This is a genomic window from Hymenobacter rubripertinctus (assembly GCF_003583925.1).
Lineage (GTDB): Bacteria > Bacteroidota > Bacteroidia > Cytophagales > Hymenobacteraceae > Hymenobacter > Hymenobacter rubripertinctus.
In genome coordinates, this window is record NZ_QYCN01000017.1 from 110,648 (window position 1) to 128,018 (window position 17,371).

At 63.4% G+C, this 17,371-nt stretch carries 10 protein-coding genes; 3 read left to right on the top strand and 7 right to left on the bottom strand.

Features of this window, described 5'->3' with window-relative positions; all coding sequences use genetic code 11:
- Nucleotides 1-167: 167 nt before the first annotated feature.
- Nucleotides 168-4,220, bottom strand: coding sequence for a T9SS type A sorting domain-containing protein (locus D0T11_RS12785; RefSeq protein ID WP_182888385.1), 4,053 nt, complete (start codon nucleotides 4,218-4,220; stop codon nucleotides 168-170).
- A 438-nt stretch (nucleotides 4,221-4,658) separates the two neighbouring features.
- On the bottom strand, nucleotides 4,659-6,242 hold the full coding sequence (locus tag D0T11_RS12790; protein ID WP_119656175.1) for an NFACT RNA binding domain-containing protein: 1,584 nt from the start codon (nucleotides 6,240-6,242) through the stop codon (nucleotides 4,659-4,661).
- Between the two features lie 181 nt (nucleotides 6,243-6,423).
- On the opposite strand from D0T11_RS12790, the gene D0T11_RS12795 reads away from it, so the two are divergent.
- The gene (locus D0T11_RS12795; protein WP_119656176.1) at nucleotides 6,424-6,888 is read left to right on the top strand and encodes a hypothetical protein; all 465 of its coding nucleotides are present in this window, start codon (nucleotides 6,424-6,426) and stop codon (nucleotides 6,886-6,888) included.
- An 18-nt stretch (nucleotides 6,889-6,906) separates the two neighbouring features.
- Here D0T11_RS12795 and D0T11_RS12800 read toward each other — a convergent pair whose 3' ends face one another.
- The 4 genes from D0T11_RS12800 to D0T11_RS12815 all read right to left on the bottom strand — a co-directional run bounded on the left by D0T11_RS12800 (nucleotide 6,907) and on the right by D0T11_RS12815 (nucleotide 12,807).
- Complete coding sequence (locus D0T11_RS12800; RefSeq protein WP_119656177.1) at nucleotides 6,907-7,269, bottom strand: cupin domain-containing protein; 363 nt, start codon at nucleotides 7,267-7,269, stop codon at nucleotides 6,907-6,909.
- Nucleotides 7,270-7,367: 98 nt separating this feature from the next.
- Nucleotides 7,368-8,135, bottom strand: coding sequence for an MBL fold metallo-hydrolase (locus D0T11_RS12805; protein WP_119656178.1), 768 nt, complete (start codon nucleotides 8,133-8,135; stop codon nucleotides 7,368-7,370).
- 94 nt (nucleotides 8,136-8,229) lie between these two features.
- A complete protein-coding gene (locus tag D0T11_RS12810; protein ID WP_119656179.1) occupies nucleotides 8,230-8,607 on the bottom strand; it encodes a response regulator in 378 nt (125 codons plus the stop codon).
- An 81-nt stretch (nucleotides 8,608-8,688) separates the two neighbouring features.
- The gene (locus tag D0T11_RS12815; RefSeq protein ID WP_119656180.1) at nucleotides 8,689-12,807 is read right to left on the bottom strand and encodes a PAS domain S-box protein; all 4,119 of its coding nucleotides are present in this window, start codon (nucleotides 12,805-12,807) and stop codon (nucleotides 8,689-8,691) included.
- 123 nt (nucleotides 12,808-12,930) lie between these two features.
- Here D0T11_RS12815 and D0T11_RS12820 point away from each other — a divergent pair, with 123 nt between their 5' ends.
- Together D0T11_RS12820 and miaA are read left to right on the top strand one after the other, a co-directional pair.
- Nucleotides 12,931-14,058: a glycosyltransferase gene (locus D0T11_RS12820; RefSeq protein WP_182888386.1), complete on the top strand. Its 1,128-nt coding sequence runs from the start codon at nucleotides 12,931-12,933 to the stop codon at nucleotides 14,056-14,058.
- A 161-nt stretch (nucleotides 14,059-14,219) separates the two neighbouring features.
- Nucleotides 14,220-15,110, top strand: a complete 891-nt coding sequence (miaA, locus tag D0T11_RS12825) for a tRNA (adenosine(37)-N6)-dimethylallyltransferase MiaA (RefSeq protein WP_119656182.1) — start codon at nucleotides 14,220-14,222, stop codon at nucleotides 15,108-15,110.
- A 146-nt stretch (nucleotides 15,111-15,256) separates the two neighbouring features.
- Here the strand turns inward: miaA and D0T11_RS12830 are convergent, their stop codons facing one another.
- On the bottom strand, nucleotides 15,257-16,933 hold the full coding sequence (locus D0T11_RS12830; RefSeq protein WP_119656183.1) for a serine hydrolase: 1,677 nt from the start codon (nucleotides 16,931-16,933) through the stop codon (nucleotides 15,257-15,259).
- Between the last annotated feature and the right edge of the window lie 438 nt (nucleotides 16,934-17,371).

Genomic DNA, 17,371 nt, shown 5'->3' on the forward strand with positions numbered 1-17,371 from the left:
CGGCAGTGGGTTGTTGGGGGAGGGGACTGCCCGGCGGCTGTATGTGGTGGTGGCGCAACCCGGGCGTAGGGCGGCGGGGCAGGGCGGGGACTACATGGGCTGGCCGCGCAAAAAAAACAGCCGCTGCACCCGGTGCAGCGGCTGTTCGAGTTGCCTGGGGGCGCGGCTTAGTTGCGCGTCATCGGGAGGGCGATGCTCACCGACTGGCCGCTGATGCGCACGAGGTAGGAGCCCATCGGCAGATCGGACACCAGTAGGGTGTGTTCCTGACCGCCGTTGAGTTGGGTGCGCAGTACGCGGCGGCCGGCCAGGTCCAGGATGTCTACCTGATACGAACCGGCGGGCAGGGCCAGCAGATCCAGCGTGAAGCGGCCCTGCTGGGGGTTGGGGTAGAGCCCCGCCGCCCGGGCGCGCTCGAACTGCACCGTCCGGACGCTGGTGTAGGTGCCGGTGCCGTCGTGGTCGATCTGGTGCAGGCGGTAGTAGAGCAGGCGCGAGCTCAGGCGGGCTGCGCCGGCATCCACGAAGCGGTAGGTAGCGGCGCTGCTGCTGGTGCCCTGGCCCCGCTGGGAGCCAATCACCTCAAAATCGACGCCGTTCAGGCTGCGTTCCACCTCGAACCGGTCGTTGTGGAGTTCGGCGGCGGTCGTCCAGCCAAGCACCGCGTCCTGGCCGGCGGCCTTCACCTGGAAGGCGGTGAGCGTCACGGGCAGGGGCCGGGTGATGGTCACGTCTTCGCTGGTTGAAGAAGAGGCGGAGTAGTTGCTGCCGCCGGCCGTGCCCATGGCCGCATCGTTGGCGTAGTTGGCCCCCGGCGAAACCGTACCGTTGCCGGTAGTCCGGAACGGGTCGCTGTAGCTTACCGTGGCGTTGGCCTGGTAAGCGAAGTTGTCCTGGGCCGAGGCTTCAATAGTGGCCCGGAACGTGATGGAGAGCGTGGCCCCGGCGGGAATGCTCAGGTTGGCATCACCGAACTGCGGCTGACTAACCCCCCGGCCGGGCCGGGTGGTTGTGAGGGAGCTGGTACTGCCGTCGGCTCTTTGCAGCACCATCACGGGCGTGAACGTGTCGTCGTACCCGATAATGTTGTTGGCCAGGGCCGTGAGGATGGAGACGTTATCGGCCCGGCCGCCGGTATTGGAAACGGTGAGCGTGAAGGTGGCCGGGTTCACGCTGCTGCCGGGGCCGCCGGTGCGCTGCACGTTGGGCGTGGAGGTAGCCAGCGCCACCGACAGGGAGGGCAGGCAGCCGCTGGCCCCACTGATCAGCACACTCGGATCGGTGGCGTTGACTACGCTGGTGCCGCTGGTGCCCGCCGTAGCGGAGTTGGTGTCGGCGGCGCGGCCCCGTTCCGTAACGCCGTTGGAGCCGCCGGCAACCCCCTCGGTGCCGCTGCCGCTGCTGGCGAAAACGAAGCCCCCGCCGCCCCCGCCGCCGGGGCCACAATCATCACCGTTGCTGCCCGTGCGCGCGTTGCCGCCGTCGCCGCCGGCCGCGCTCAGCGTTATGCCCGCGAAGCCCGACGTGTTGCTGGCCAGCAGCACCACCGTGCCGCCCGCGCCGCCGCCGCCGCCCCCATTGGTATAGGCAGTGGCTAAGCCGGCCGTAGGAGCCCCGCTACCATCGGCGCGCAGCTGGCCGGAGCCGCTGAGCAGGCCCGTGCGCAGCACCACAATGCCGCCACCCACGCCGCCGCTGCTCTGGCTGCCGGGTTGCTCGGTAGAGCCCGCGCCGCCGCCGCCGCCCATAAACCAGCGGCTGATGCCGCCGGCAATACTGGCCCCGCCCGCCGCCTGGGTGCCCGAGTTGGCGTTGCGGTTGTAGCCGCCCCGGCCGCCGGCCGCCGCGTTGCCGCCACCGCCGCCCCCGGCGTTGCCGGTGTTGCTGGTCGTCTGGTTATCCGTGGCCCCGCCGCCGGCGTTGCCGGGCGCGCCCAGGCCCACGCTGCCATTGCGGTAGCCTTCCACGCCGGTATCCGTTACGCTGGTGCCGTTCCAGACGAAGCGGGGCGTGCCGGCCCAGCCTTCGCCTTTCGCGCCGTGCATGCCTGCGGTGGTAGTGCTGGCCACGTTGCGGAAATCGTTGGTGCCGTAGCCCGAACCACCGCCCATGTACTGCCGGGCGCCGCCGCCGCGGAAGCCTTTGCCGCTCATGTCCAGGCGGCCATTGCCGGCGAAGGTGGTCTGGCCCGCCACGTCGAGGGCCAGGATGCCGCCGGTTTCGCCGTTCCAGGCGGTTCCGGTTACCGTGCCCGTCACCGTCAGCGACGCGTACTGGGGCACCCGCACCACCTGGAAGCGGCGCTGGCCGGTGGGGTTGGTGGCATCAGCGAAGCCAACGCGCTCATAGATGCGGCTCAGGGGCTTGGCTACCGTGAGCGTGCCCCCGCTGAGGGGCACGCTGTTGGTGGCAATGGCGTACTCGTAGTAGCCGGCCGTGAACGTGGCACCCGCGAGGTTGCCGCTGCTGGTGGCAGTGCCGGCCCCGTAGCTGGTTGAGTTGGTAATATTGAGGTCGGCCCCCTGCATCTGGATAAGCATGACCAGGTCGCCGGCTTCGATGGCCGTGGAACCCAGGGCCGCGCCCACCGCAATGCTGGTCGTGCTCATGGCCGTGGTGGCCCCGCCCGGGAAATAGGTGTTGGGCGCTGCGGAAGTGCTGGTCAGGGCTTTCGGCCCATCCTTGCCGGGCGTAGCACACGAGGTGGCCACGTTGGCATTGCCCTGCACTACCGTCGTAATGGCGGCCGTGTTGTTGTTCAGCACCGGGTCGGGGGTGCTGAGCGAAACGCCCGCCGTGCCCGTTACGGAGCCAGCGGCCGGGGCCGTAAATTTCACCGTGTTCACGATGGCCGGCGCACCGGGGGCCAGGCTGGCGACGGTAGCAAACGTGACCAGGCCGGAGCCGGGCGCATAGCTGCCGCCGGACACGACTACGCCCGTCAGGTTGGCGGGCAGTTGAATGCTGGGTACGAGGTTGTTGCCCGTTTCCGTGCCCAGGTTGCTGGTCGTAACGGTGTAGGTAACCGCCGAGCCCGGGCTGGCCGCTGTCGGTCCGCTCACGCTCGTGGCCACGTCGGCTCCCTTCACAATGATGGTGATGTTAGCCGGGTTCGACAGGTCGCCGAGCACCGAGGCCACGGTGTAGGGAATGGTGACCACGCCGGCGAAAGTTGCCAGGGGCGTAAACGTGACCACCCCGTTGGCGTCGCGCGTAAACGTACCCTTGCCGGCCACGGTGAGCGAGTTGTCGAGGGCCGTGCTGGTGGGGTCCAGGTCGATGGCGGCCGGGTTGAGGTTGCTGCCTTGGGCTACGTCGTTGCTGAGGATGTTGAGCGAAACCGGCACCCCGTACACCGTGCCCGCCACGTCGTCGTTGGCCACGGGGGCCTGAATGATGGCCAGGTTGCGGATTTCGTGGAAGTTGGTGCTGCCCCCGCTGGAACCGGCAAAGCCGATGCGCAGATTCTGGGGCGGCGTAGCCACGCGCACCCGCTCGATGGTGGTAGTAACCGAGTTGCCGCTCTGGATGCGAACCGTAATCTGGTAGGTACCATCAGGCTGCGGAATCACGTAGATGTAGGCCCGCCGGAAATCGGGCGTTCCTGCCTGGGCGCGGGCGGTGGCCACATCCAGGCTGAAGGGCAATGTGGTGCCGCCGGCCACAAACGGATAGTCGGTGGTGCTGTTGCCGTTGCCGGGGCCGCGCAGCGAAACGGCATCCGGCCGCACGCCCGGCCCCCCCACGCGGCCCTCGGTGGGGGCCGCGTAGTTGCCAAACTCATCAATGCCAATGCCGATATAGCCGTTGGGCACCCCGTTGCTGAGGGGAGCAATGGTCTTCTGGGCATACCCCAACGACCCCCCGGAGGCCCCGCTGGTAAAGGTGGCCGCCGACGTTCTGTCGGCGTCAATCAGGAAAACGGAGAACCCGTCGGCCCCGGTGCCGCCGTAGGAGAAGAACTCAAACGAAATGCTGAAACCGGAAGGAGCCGGGAAGGAGGCGTTGTCGATGGCAAACCCGGCCTGGTTGGTGGTATTATCCGTCAGACGCAGGTAGCCGGAGCCGTTGGCATCCGTGCCGGTGGTTGCCGTCAGCACGGCCGGGTTGGGGTTGCCCCCCAGGCGGAACCCCACACCGGCGGTCGTGGAGTTCTTGAACGACTCGACCCGGGGAAACTGCGCCCGAACGGCGGTAGAGAAAGTGAGAACGGCACTCAAAGCCAAAACCAGGTGCCAGATGGGACGGGTACGCGCTGCCCGTCCCCGGAGGGAATAAAAAGTTGTTTTCATATAAAGAGGTAAGGAAGTGGAGCGGCTGGCTAATCCTCACTCAAAAAGGAGGATCGGCCCTGCAATGATATTGGTTATTTGGGATTTATTGAATACTTGTCCTATAAGTCAAACATTATATTTGAATAGTATAAGCTTAGGACGGATACTGTACCTTAAGCAAACAAGAACAGAAACGTTGGACGTTAATCGGTTGATTGTTAGTGATAAATTGGTAAGGAACTGCGCGGGAAGGGCAAGAAAAATCCTGCGCCAGGAGGGACTATACGAGCCGGGAAATATGCCAAAGCACATTCATTGACTGACTGAAATTGTACTATAACTATAGATAAGCCAGGCGTTGCCGGGCTGCTGGTTGTACGCCACCTACTCTCGCTCGAACGGGTTGGCCGGCACGACCAGCAGCACGTTTTCGCGCTCCACGGCCACCTGGCCGGGTTTAGCGCCCCGGGGCTTGCGCACGAATTTTTTGGGCGTGTAGGTAACGGGGCAGAGCGAATCGTTTTTGCGGCGCGAGTACCAGGCGGCCAGCTGGGCGGCGCGCTCCAGTACCGGCGCGGGCACCGTGTGCCCCGGCCGCTGGCGGATAACCACGTGCGAGCCCGTCACGTCCTTGGCGTGGAGCCAGAGGTCGTCTTTGTGGGCGTAGCGTTGGGTGAGCAAATCGTTGTTCTGGGCATTGCGGCCCACCAGAATCGTGAAGCCGCTGTCTTCAAACACCTTGAAGGGCAGCTCCGTGGCAGCGGCTTTGGCGGCCGTGGCCGCATCGAGGCCGTGCTGCCTGCGCCACTGGCGCAGGGGGCGCAGCTCGTCGGGGGGCAGGGCGGCCAGCTCCTCCAGCTGCTCCAGGGCCCGGAAGGCGTCGGCTTCGCGGCGGTCGGCGCGGGCGGCCAGCTCCTGGGTTTCGCGCTGCTGGTTTTTGGCCTTGCGGTACAGGTTCTGAGCCGTGCGCTGGGGCGTTTCGGTGGGCTTGAGCTTGATGAGGCGCGGTTGGCTGTCCTGGTAAAAATCCACGACTTCCACCTCCGTCGCGCCGGGCGCAATCTGGGTCAGGTGGGCCATGATAAGGTCGGCGGTCTGGCGGTAGCCGGCCGTGTTTTCCAGCGTGTGCAGGCGGCGGCGCACGTGCTGGGCGGCGGTAGCGGCTTCGTCGGCCCGTTTTTCCAGCTGCTGGCGCACCTGCCGCAGCTCGGTTTCGTAGGCCTGGCGGTTGAGCAGCAGCGGGCTGTAGCGGCGCAGCGCCCCAATGGGGTCGTCGGCGGGCAGGGTTTGCTCCATTTCGCCCACCGGCAGCAGGCTTAGGCGGGTGCGGCCGGCCAGCCGGGTGATGTAAAAGGCGGCCGGCTGCTCCAGCTCCGCTACCACCCGGTTAACCAGTTGTTGCTGCGCGGCCGCTGGGGCCGCCTCGTAGCCCTGGGCACGCAGGTAGGCCAGGCCCAGGTCGCCGAGGCCGGGGTAGGCTTTGGTGGGGGCCGTTGCGGGGGCCGTTGCGGGGGTGGGGGCCGGATCGGGGGGCGGGGTGGGTTGCAGGTCGGCATCGGCGAGGTAGCGCTGATGGAACAGCTCGGCCGCCGCCGTGGGCCAGGGCCGGAAAATGGCGTTGGGGCGGGTGCTGTAGAGTTTGAACACCAGCGAGGCCCCGCTGCGGAAGCAGAAGTGCAGCACCCGGTCCTGGGGCCAGGCCTTCACCAGCGTCACTTCCTGGCCCAGCAGCCCGACCAGCAGGTCCACCGAATTCTGGCGGGCGCGGTGGAAGGTTTCGGGCAAAGCCAGCAGCGTACCGGCCGCCGCCAGCGTAACTTTCAGCCAGAACTCTTCGGCCGCTTCGTTGGTCAGCCCGATCACCAACTCGTCCTTATCCTGGGTGAAGCAGCTGGCCACCCGGTAGCCGGCCAGCTGGCGGGTGAGGGCGGGGGCCAGCTGACGCAGGAAGTAGTAGTTGGCGGGCATGGGCGGGCGGAAAAGCGGTGGGAGAAACGGAACGTCTATTCGGGGCGAAGCCACAAAGAACGCAGGAACCGGGCGGATAGGCGGCAGCGCGTGCAACCTTCGCGCCGCTGCCGGACTCCAGGAAGGCAGAAGCTGGCTGCCACCAGCTCACCTTTTCATCTCCGTTATCCTTTTACCCTTTATGAAGCATTACCTACTGGCCGCCGCGCTGCTCCCGGCCCTGGCCGCCTGCCACAACTCCGACAAGGACGACGCTGCTCCGGCCGCCATTGCCGCCGGCTTCAGCCAGGATTTTGCCCTGCACTACCGCCAGCAGGCCACCCTGCCCACGGCCCAGGCACCGGAGCTGACGGTGCTGGTGGAAGACCTGCAATTCAGCATCTGCCCGAAAAATACCAACTGCCTTCTCCCGGATTTTGCCGCCCCCACCCTAGCCATTACCGCCGCCGACGGTAGTACCCAACAACTCAAGCTGCCCCGGGATTTTTCCCGGGATATGCGTCCTGCCTGGATTGATACGGCCGGCGTGCGGGCCAACGGCCGCCGCTACGTAGTGTATTACCGGAACTGGAGTTTCGATGCCGCCAAGCAGGACAATCCGCAAAAGCAGGACTTTACCATCAGCCTGCGGGTAGAAAGGCCCTAGCAAGGCCCTGGTGCGGGACTAAATTTGCTCCAGGTTGGAGCGGGTTCGCTCGCTCTGCACGTCCCCGGTATTCACGGTGGTGCGGGGCTCAATCATCATAATCCAGGTTTCGCCCACGCTGTGGGGGCGGTGGTCGGTGCCGCGGGGCACCACCAGCAGCTCGCCGGGGTTGATTTCGGCCGTTGTGCCGTCGCGGAAATCAATCAGCAGCCGGCCCTTCACTACCATGAACAGCTCGTCTTCGCGGGCGTGGTTGTGCCAGATAAACTCGCCCTGCACGCGGGCGATTTTGATGTGCTGGTCGTTGAGTTCCCCTATAATGCGCGGGTTCCACTGGTCGGTGAACTGCGCAAACTTGTCTTCGAGCCGGATAACGTTCATGTTTTCAGGGCCTTATTGGTATTGTATTTTCGAAATGCGCTTCAGACTCGGACCAGGGTCGTTTACTCAGCTAACAGCTAACAGCTAACAGCTAACAGCTAACAGCTGATCCGCAGGCCGTCGTAGGCGAGGCGGATGAAGTCGGGCAGCTGGGCTTCCACTTCGCGGTGGCGGCCCAGCTGGTGGCTGATGTGGGTGAGGTAGGCGCGGGTGGGGGCCAGGTCCTCCAGAATATCCACGGCTTCCCGCAGGGTGAAGTGGGAAATGTGCTTTTCGTGGCGCAGGGCATTGAGCACAATCACCTCCGAGCCGCGCATCTGCTCCAGGGCCTCGGGGCCGAGGTGGTTGGCATCAGTCAGGTAGGTGAAGTTGCCCACCCGGAAGCCCAGCACCGGCAGCTTGTAGTGCAGGGCCCGGATGGGTTGAAACCCGACGCCTTCCACCTGAAAAACATCCTGGTCGTTGAGAATCGGGTGGAGCTTTACCTGCGGAATGCCCGGGTATTTATGCTCGGCAAAAATGTAGGCGTACTCCTGCTTCAGCTGGGCCAGCACCCGGGGTTCGGCGTGCAGGGGCATGTCCTGCTGCTGGCGGAAGTTGTAGGCCCGGATGTCGTCGAGGCCCCCGGTGTGGTCCTTGTGCTCGTGGGTGAACACGAGGGCATCGAGGTGGTTGATCTGCTCGCGCAGGGCCTGCTGGCGAAAATCGGGTCCCGAGTCGATAACGATGCTCTTGCCCCGCACCTGCAAGTGCACCGATACGCGCAGCCGCTTGTCGCGGTAGTCAACGGAGCGGCACACGGCGCAGGCGCACCCAATCACGGGGACCCCCTGCGAGGTGCCCGTCCCCAGAAAAGTAACTTGCATCAACAGAAGCTAGGAGTTAGGAGCCAGGAGTTAGCAGCCAGAAGAGGGCCGGCGAGTATTCCAACTCCTAGCTCCTAACTCCTAGCTTCTTTTCTTACCCTACGTACTGTTTCACCACGCGCACCAGGGCATCAAAGTCGAGTGGTTTGGGCAGGTAGTCCGTTACGCCGGCCTCGCGAAACTGCTCCATGGAGTAGTTGTTAGCATTGCCGGTGATGGCAATAACGGGAATCTTGGCGATGCGCGGGTCGGGGTTGCGGCGGATTTCGCGGGTGCACTCCATACCGTCTTTCACCGGAATATTGATGTCCATCAGCACGCAGTCGATGGGCTGGCTTTCGATCTGCTTGATGACTTCGCCGCCATTTTTGGCCGACACGATGCGGTATTTCTGGAGCTCCAGAATCTTCTTGGTCAAGTTCAGAATAACGGAACTGTCCTCGGCAATCAGGATGGTTTTAGAGTCGGACATGGGGGAGAGAGTAAAAAGGCGAGAGGTGGTTGTGGAGGATGATACGTGCCCGTCAGCCGGTTGGCGGCGGGCGGTAAAAGGTTAGGGGGCCTGAGTAACAGCAGGATAAGCGGCCTTGAATTGTGCAAAGAAACCAAGCAAATGTTGAAAATCTTCCACCGTATTTTTCGTACGTCCATTCTTCAACGCATGTTCCAGTGCCTTGGCACTTTCTGCCACCTCCCGAATGCCCAGCGTGAACCCAGTGCCCTTTAACTGGTGCAAATGTGGTAAAATCTGTTCGTATTGGCCTTCGGTTACCAAAGCAGCAGCTTCCGCCAGCACTTGTTCGGCTTCCACCTCGAAGTCGGCGTAGAGCTGGGCCGCGAACTCGCCGCCGCCCAGCTGGCGGAGCTGCTCCACAATGTTGAGGTCGATGCAATCAGCAGCCGGGGCCTCTGCGGAATCCGCAGCAGTATCCGCAGTAGTATTCGCCGTGGCGGCGGCGGGTAGTGGCTCGGTAGAGGCCGCTTTCAGGGCCGCCGTCAGGGGCGGGCCATCGGTCCAGCGGCGCAGTACGGCGTACAGGTCCTGGCTTTTCACGGGCTTCGACACGTAGTCGTCCATGCCTTCCTGCACGAACCGCTCGGCGTCTTCCTTCATCGAGTAGGCCGTCATGGCCACAATGGGCGGGCAGAGGCTGCCCAGGCGCTGGCGAATTTCGCGCATGGCCATGATGCCGTCCATTTCCGGCATCTGGATATCCATGAAAATCAGGTCGTACTGGGCGTTGGGGGCAATGGCCCGGCTGATGGCTTCGAACCCATCGGAGGCCACCACGATTTCGCAGCCCAGCTTGTCGAGCAGGCGGGTGGCTACCTTCTGGTTGATGGGGTTATCATCGACGAGCAGTACCTGCGGGGCCGACTCAAAACGGACCACTTCCTGGGGCCGTTCCCGGGCCGTAAGGCGCTCCTGCACAATTTCGGCCTCGTTTTGCGCCACCCGGCAGCGGATGGTGAACCAGAACGTGGAGCCCTCCCCGATGTTGGAATACACCCCGATTTCGCCCCCCAGCAGGTCGGCCAGCTGCTTGCTGATGGCCAGGCCCAGGCCGGTGCCGCCAAACGCCTTGGTGGGTGTGGTATCGAGCTGGGTGAAGTTGGTGAACAGCAGCTTCTCGTTGTCTTCAGAAATGCCGATGCCGGAGTCCTGGACTGCGAAGCGCAGCAGGTGTTCGTCGCCATCCGTCACCACCGACGACACCACGATGCTCACCGTGCCCTGGGAGGTAAACTTGATGGCGTTGGAGGTCAGGTTGCTCAGAATCTGGAGCAGGCGCGTTTCGTCCGTAACGATGAAGCGCGGCGTGTGGGTGGTAACGTGGTAGGTGAACTTGAGCCGCTTCTGGTTGGCGCGGTTGGCAAACAGGGAGTGAATTTTATCCAGGGTGTAGTGCAGGTCGATGCCGGACTCGCTGAGCTGGAGCTTGCCGGCCTGGATCTTGGACAGGTCCAGGATGTCGTTGAGAATGGCCAGCAGCGCGTCCGACGACTTGCGCAGCGTGTCCACGTACTCCTCCTGCTCCTCGCTGCTCACCGTCTGGTGCAGCAGATCAATCATGCCGATGATGCCGTTCATGGGCGTGCGCAGCTCGTGGCTCATGTTGGCCAGAAACAGGGTTTTGGCTTCCAGGGCCAGCTCGGCTTCTTCCTTAGCCCGGCGCAGCTCGGTTTGCATCTGCTTGAGACCGGTAATGTCGCGGGCAATGCCTTCGGTGCCGTTTTCGCCGTCCACCTTCACCTGGCGGGCATTCACCAGCACACTCACGCCGTGGCCCTCCTTGTGGCGCATGGCAATTTCGAAGTTGCGGGCCTCGCCGTGCTGGCGCACGTGCTCCAGCAGCGTAGCCCGCTCTTGAGGGTTCACGTAGTAGTTGCCAATGTAGTGGCCCAGCACCTGCTCGGGCTCGTAGCCCAGCATATCGTACACCGAGGGGCTGAGCAAGGTGATGTTGCCCTGGCCGTCGGTGCGGTAGTATACATCCTGGAACGACTCGAAAATGGCCCGGAACTTCTCTTCCTGGGCGGCCAGCTCCAGCTGGCTGCGCTTCTTGTCGGTGATGTCGTGGGCGATGCCCGAAATTTCCTCGAACGAGCCGTCGTCGAGGTAGATGGGGTTGAGGTAGATTTCGCGCCAGGTATCCTGGCCCCGGGCGTCGCGCAGGCGCACCTCAAAGCGCTGCGGATGGCCCTGGAAGGCGCGGCGGTAGTTCTCAATGAACGAGCGGCGCGCGTCCTGCTCCATCATGGCTACGTCGGCCTGCCAGAGGTTCACGTTCAGCGAGGGGTACACGCCGTTGCGGCGCAGGAAGTAGGCCGCGTAGTTGCGGTTGAACGACGACAGGCGCGAGTGCATATCCACCGACCACATCAGGTGGGAGCCGCTCTCAAAAATGGCGTTCAGCCGGGCGTTCTGCTTCTGAATCTGCACCTCGTTGCGCTTGCGCTCAATGGCCAGGGCCACCTGGTTGGAGATGAAGTGCAGGATTTCGATGTCGGTGGGCGCGTAGGCGTTGGCCTTCTGGTAGTCCTGCACGGCAATCACGCCGATGATGCGCTCCCCGATGCTGAGCGGGGAGCAGAGCATCACCTCGGGCATGAGCCCGTAGGCCGTGATGGTGCCGCTCTCGATGAGCGCCTGCAACTCCTCGCGCAGCAGGTACTGGGGCCGCCCCGTGCGGATGATGTACTCGGAAACGCCCGACGAGAACGGTCGCGCCATCATGCTCTGGTCGCCCTGGGCGTTCTGATCCACGAAATACGCGAACTGGAGCTGGGTGCGGGCCTCGTCGCAGAGGGCGATGTAGAAGTTGTTGGTTTCGATGATCTTGCTCAGCTCCCGGTGAATGGCCCCGTAGAGGGAGTGCAAATCCTTGGAGCTGATGGCCAGGTTGGCGATGCTGTAGTACACTTTCTGCAAGCGCTCGGCCTTGATGCGGTCCGTGATGTCGTGCAGAATGGCGCGGGTGCTCACCGGCTCGTTGTCCTGCCAGGAGCAGGAAATGGACCCGATCAGGTGAACGGGCTTGCCTGCCTTGGTGAGAAACACGGTTTCGAGCTTGTTCACCTTTTCGCCCTTGTAGAGGTTGCGCAGCTGGTAGAGCAGCTTGGCCTTGTAGTAGGGGTGCACCACGCTGGAGAGCGTGAGCTGGGCCAGGTCCTCGTCGTCGTAGCCCAGCTTCTCCTTCCACGACTTGTTGACGAACAAAAAGCGGTTGTCGATGCTCAGGTTCTGAATCAGGTCGTGGGCATTGTCGAGGAAGTCCTGGAGGCGGTTGCGGTTGTCGGTGAGCGCGCGCACGGCCACCTGCTTGTCGGTGATGTCGCGGCCCACGAACAGGATGCCGTTGATTTCCCCCGCCTCGTCGCGCTCGAACTCCGAATGCCAGAAAAACGTGCGGCCCTGGCCCGATACCGTCAGCAGGGAGCGCTCGAAGAAGTCCTGGAGCTCCTCGCGCTCGATGGCCCGCTGGAAGGCAAACCGCCGGGGCTCGCGCTCCTCTTCGGGCGCGAACAGGCCGAAGTACTCCTGGTTGATAAGCGTATGGGCCTGGCGGCCGGTAACCTCGCAGAAGTACTCGTTCACGTCCTGAATGCGGGCCTCCCGGCTCAGCAGCAGGTAGCACATGCCGGCCCGGCTGAGCACGTCGCGAAACTGGCCGCGCGAGAAGTTATTGAGCAGCGGTTCCGGCCGCAGCAGGTTGTCGGCAGCTTTGGGCGCTATCGGATGCACGTACTGCCCAATGTCGCGCAGGGTGAGCACTGCCAGCGGGCTTTCATCGCTCCGGATGCGGCTCAGCGTAGCCCAGGCTTCCAGGCTCAGGCCATCGGTGCCGTGGCCGCTCCACCGGAACGAGCGGGCGGTGCCGGTCTGCACACAGTCGAGCACCTGCTCCCGCAGCTGCAGCTCGGACGTGAGCTGAATGGGGGAGGCCGGCTCCGGAATCAGCGAAAAAGCCATCAGGCCGGTACCCAGCAGCATGGGGCGGGTGGTGCCCAGGTAGTGCACTACGCGCTGGTTGCAGTCGAGCAGCGTACCGGCCGCGTCGTAGAGCAGCAGGCCATCGAATGACTCCTCAAACAGCGCCCGGTACAGCTCCGGGGTGAGGCTGGAGCCGGGGGAAGAAGCGGGGGCGGAGGAGCTGACGGAGCTGGGCATGGAAGGCAGGCAGGGGGGGAGCGGAACGGGCCAGGCAGGGCCAGACCCGGAATGAAGTGCTTAAATTGGCGACAATTCCTGAATTTACCGTCTTTTCCCGCTCCGGGAAATTCTCCGCCCCCCGTGCCGCCCCGCCTGATTTTTACCGTCACCACCGACCTCAACTACGACCAGCGGATGCAGCGCATCTGCGGCTCGCTGGCCGCCGCCGGCTACGATGTGCTGCTGGTGGGGCGCGAGTGGGCCGGCTCGCGCCCGCTCACGGCCCGGCCCTACCGCCAGCACCGGCTGCGGTGCCGCTGCCACCGGGGCAAGCTGTTCTACCTCGAATTCAACCTGCGCCTGCTGCTGTTTCTGCTGGCCCGCCGCGCCACCGCCTGGTGCGCCATCGACCTCGACACGGCCCTGCCGGTGTGGCTGCGGGCCAGGCTGGGGGGGCAGCCCTTCATCTACGACGCCCACGAGCTGTTTACGGAGGTGCCCGAAGTAGTGGCCCGCCCCCGGGTGCAACGGTTGTGGCGGCGCATCGAAAACTTTATTGTGCCCCGGGCCGCGCTGGCCTACACCGTGGGGCCGGCCCTGGCCCGGCTGTTCGAGCAGCGCCACGGCCGCCCTTTCGCGGTGGTGCGCAACATCAGCCGGCTAACTGAACAGGAGTTGCCCCCGGCCCCGGCGGCGGCTCCGGCGGGCGGCTTTATTCTCTACCAGGGGGCTCTGAACGCGGGCCGGGGCCTGGAGGAGTTACTGGCGGCCATGCCCCAGGTCAACGGTCGGTTGGTGCTCTGCGGCGAAGGCGACCTGTCGGAAAGCCTGCGCGAACAGGCCGGGGCGCTGGGGCTGCTGGCCTCGGGGCAGGTCGAGTTCCGGGGCTTCGTGCTGCCTCAGGAGCTAGCCGAACTCACCCGCCAGGCCACGGTGGGCGTGAACCTGCTGCGCAACCTGGGCCTGAGCTACTACTACTCGCTGGCCAACAAGTTCTTCGACTACCTGCACGCCGGCGTGCCCCAGATCGTGACCGACTTCCCCGAGTACCGCGCCCTGAATGAGCAGTACGACGTGGCCGACCTCGTGGCCGACCTGGCCCCCGCCACGCTGGCCGCCGCCCTCAACCGCCTGCTGCCCGGCGGCAACGCGGCCCGCTACCACCAGCTGGCCGCCAACGCCCGCCGCGCCCGCCCCCTGCTCAGCTGGCAACACGAGGAACAGCAACTGCTGCGGATTTATAAAGAGCTAACGAGAACGTCATTCTGAGCGAAGGCGAAGAATCTCGCGGGCAATGGGAACTCTGACGCATGATTTACCACTGCCCGCGAGATTCTTCGACTACGGCTCCGCACACTGGCTTGATGCGCCACATGCTCAGAATGACGTTCCTTTCTCCCTTCTCCCTTCTCCCTTCTCCCTTCTCACAAATGAATACCCTGCTCGTGATTACCGGCCCCACGGCCGTGGGCAAAACGGCCCTGTGCGTGCAGCTGGCCCACCAGCTGGGCACCGAAATCGTGTCGGCTGATTCGCGGCAGTTTTTCCGGGAGCTGACCATTGGCACGGCCAAGCCCACGGCGGCCGAAATGCAGGGCGTGCCCCACCACTTCATCGATTCCCACGGCATTGCGGAGGACTACAACGCCGGCCGTTTCGAGCAGGACGCGCTGGCCCTGCTGGCCGACCTGTTCCAGCGTCACCCAACGGTTATCCTGACCGGCGGCTCGGGCCTGTATTTGCAGGCCCTGACCGAAGGGCTGGACGAGCTGCCCGCCGTACCGCCCGAGGTGCGGACCGGCCTACGGGCCGAGCTGGAGGCCCACGGCCTGGAGCCGCTGGTAGCCGAGCTGTTCCGCCGCGACCCCGTGGCCCACAACCGCCTCGACCGGCAGAATCCGCAGCGGGTGCTGCGGGCCCTGGAAATCTGCCGGGCCACGGGGCAGCCGTTCAGCTCCTTTCATGGGGCCAAAACGGGGGCGCGGCCCTTCCGCATCGTCAAAATTGCCCTCACCCGGGAGCGGGACGAACTCTACCAGCGCATCGACCAGCGCATGGATCAGATGCTGGCCCAGGGCCTGGAAGCCGAAGCCCGCGCCCTCTACCCGCACCGCCACCACAACGCCCTCCAGACGGTGGGCTACCAGGAGTTGTTCGGCTACTTCGAGGGCCACTACGACTACGCCGAGGCCGTGCGCCTGCTCAAGCGCAACTCCCGCCGCTACGCCAAGCGCCAGCTCACCTGGCTTCGCCGCGACCCCGACTACCGCTGGCTCACCCCCGCCGCGGCCGCGGCGGCCGGCCCCGGGTTGCTGGCCTGAAGGCCCCACCACCAGCCGACGCCGGGCCAGCTGGCCTTCTTATAGCAGCGGGGAGATAAAATTACTCTAAGCCTTCCCAGCCTTTTGCAGACGTAACCGCAAGCCACTGCTTACCAAAACCACCCTTTCAATGAACGGTACCTGTCTTAATCAGCAACCTTTTTCCCTGGCATTTTTTCCCCGTCCTGATACAGCACCAGGCCGGTCACGTTGCCGTCTGTCCCGCTCTGGAACTCAATCTCGGCATCGGCCACTTTCAAAAAGAACCGGTGCGCACTCGATGGGAAAATCTCGACTGCCTGCTGCCCGGTGGCCTGTGCCTGCATCTTCCCGTCCACCAGCTTGATGTGCATATCAAAATTGGGCGCCACCGCATATTTCCCTTCCAGCCGTTTTAGCTGTGCCTCGGTAAGGGCAATGGCTTTCTTCGCCGCGGGCACGGGTTTGTCCGATTTGGCAAAGTAGGCGGTTCGGGCCCCTATTTTGCCAAAATGCATCCCGACGGCTTTGCCGCCTTCTACCTTGAAAGTGGCCTTGGAGAAAGAGCCCTTGTACACGAATTGGTCTTTGGCCACGTTCACCAACTCCAACGGCGGGCTGTTCGTCCGCCGGGAATAGAGTTTCCCGGCGTCCACGTAAACGGTGCGCCCCGCGCTTTCATTCACGGGATAAACGCCCACATATTTTTCCAGCTCCGAAGCAGAAAGCAGAATGGCCGGTTCTTCCTGGTAGGCGCCCGTGGCCAAGGCCAAGGCCTTGGTTGCCTCAAACTCCGGGGTGAGGGTTTCGTTATTGGTTAGCACCACCACAAAGGTGTTTTTATCCGGTGCCATGATGGCCATGGACCGGAACCCGTTGATTCCACCCCCATGGCCGATGGTTTTCATGCCCATCAACGAATCCGGTACCCAGCCATACCCATAGTTAACCGGCGCGCCCGAAGCCAACCGGTGGTTGGCGAATGCCTTGTCCCTGGATTTCTGGCTGAGGACCTTGCCGGAAAGCACCGCCTGGCTCCATTTGTACAGGTCATCCACACTCGAGAGCAGGGCACCGGCCGCATAAGGCTGCGTCATGCTTATCGGCAGGGCAGGGACATAGTTTTTGCCATCTATCCGATAACCGGTCACGGCGTTTTTGAGGGCGACATTGTCCCGGCCGTAAAAACTGTTTCGCAAGCCCGCTTTGGCAAAGACCCTTTTCTCGATAAAGTCCCCGTATTTCATCCCGGAGGCCTTTTCGATGATGGCGCCTAATAAAACATAGCCGGAGTTGGAGTACCCGTGCCCGGTGCCGGGCTCAAAATCCATCGGCTCGTCTTTGAATACATCCATCATCTTTGCGAGCGTCATGGGGGCGTGCATTCCTTGGTGCCAGGCACCGATGGCGGTGTAGTTTTTGATGCCCGAGGTGTGGGTGAGCAGCTGTTCAATCGTTATTTTATCCCCCTTGGGGTAGCCGGGCAGGTATTTGTCTACCGCGTCGGTCACCTTCAGCTTGCCTTCCTCTTCCAGCAGCAGGATGGCGGTGGCCGTAAACTGCTTGGTGATGGAGCCGATTTTGTAAATGTTGTCCGGCGAGGTGGGCGTCTTTTTAGCAACATCCGCCAGCCCGTATCCTTTTCGTAAGATGGTCTTCCCGTTTCTGACCACCAGCACGGCGCCTCCGGGTTGGTCAGCGGGGAAAAATTCACGAAAAACGGCGTCTATCTGGCGGCTGACCGCCGGCTCCGTTGTTACCTTTTGGGCAAAGGCGAGGGGTGAGAGTAGTGGCGAGTGGCAGAGTGTCACGGCAAAAAGCAGCTTCAGGCAAACAGTTTTCATGTTGTTTTGGGTAAGGTGTTTAACTTTCTTCTCCTGGGTGCAATGCGTTACTGTCTTGATGCAACTGTCTCCTATTCAAGGATAACGCAAAGCGTGCCTTGGCGTAAACGGTCCGCGATAAAGCTATTGCCCCCAGTTAAGACGGTCAGATGCTGACGGAGCGAAATGGGTTGCCCGGGGAGTTGTTCAGAAAGTATTGGTGAGCGAATTCTCGCGTCTGGGCCAGTATTGCGACTCGTACCGCAATGGCGAATGGACCCTTTAGCTAGACACTAGTGCTTAGTCAGGCAAGTTAGCCAACAAAATAAGGGAGTCGGAGTTGAGATGATATGGCCCGTCCCCTGACTCCCTTTATCCTGCCGGCTGCTGATCAGTCTGCCCTCGAAAAGTTCACGCGTACCGGTCGCCGGCCCGTGCGGGCGGTGCGCCGCGCGCAGG

What these genes read in the sequence shown, in the direction of transcription:
- D0T11_RS12790 (WP_119656175.1), bottom strand. Translation starts at nt 6,242, where the DNA reads ATGCCCGCCAACTACTACTTCCTGCGTCAGCTGGCCCCCGCCCTCACC.
- D0T11_RS12795 (WP_119656176.1), top strand. Translation starts at nt 6,424, where the DNA reads ATGAAGCATTACCTACTGGCCGCCGCGCTGCTCCCGGCCCTGGCCGCC.
- D0T11_RS12800 (WP_119656177.1), bottom strand. Translation starts at nt 7,269, where the DNA reads ATGAACGTTATCCGGCTCGAAGACAAGTTTGCGCAGTTCACCGACCAG.
- D0T11_RS12805 (WP_119656178.1), bottom strand. Translation starts at nt 8,135, where the DNA reads ATGCAAGTTACTTTTCTGGGGACGGGCACCTCGCAGGGGGTCCCCGTG.
- D0T11_RS12810 (WP_119656179.1), bottom strand. Translation starts at nt 8,607, where the DNA reads ATGTCCGACTCTAAAACCATCCTGATTGCCGAGGACAGTTCCGTTATT.
- D0T11_RS12815 (WP_119656180.1), bottom strand. Translation starts at nt 12,807, where the DNA reads ATGCCCAGCTCCGTCAGCTCCTCCGCCCCCGCTTCTTCCCCCGGCTCC.
- miaA (WP_119656182.1), top strand. Translation starts at nt 14,220, where the DNA reads ATGAATACCCTGCTCGTGATTACCGGCCCCACGGCCGTGGGCAAAACG.
- D0T11_RS12830 (WP_119656183.1), bottom strand. Translation starts at nt 16,933, where the DNA reads ATGAAAACTGTTTGCCTGAAGCTGCTTTTTGCCGTGACACTCTGCCAC.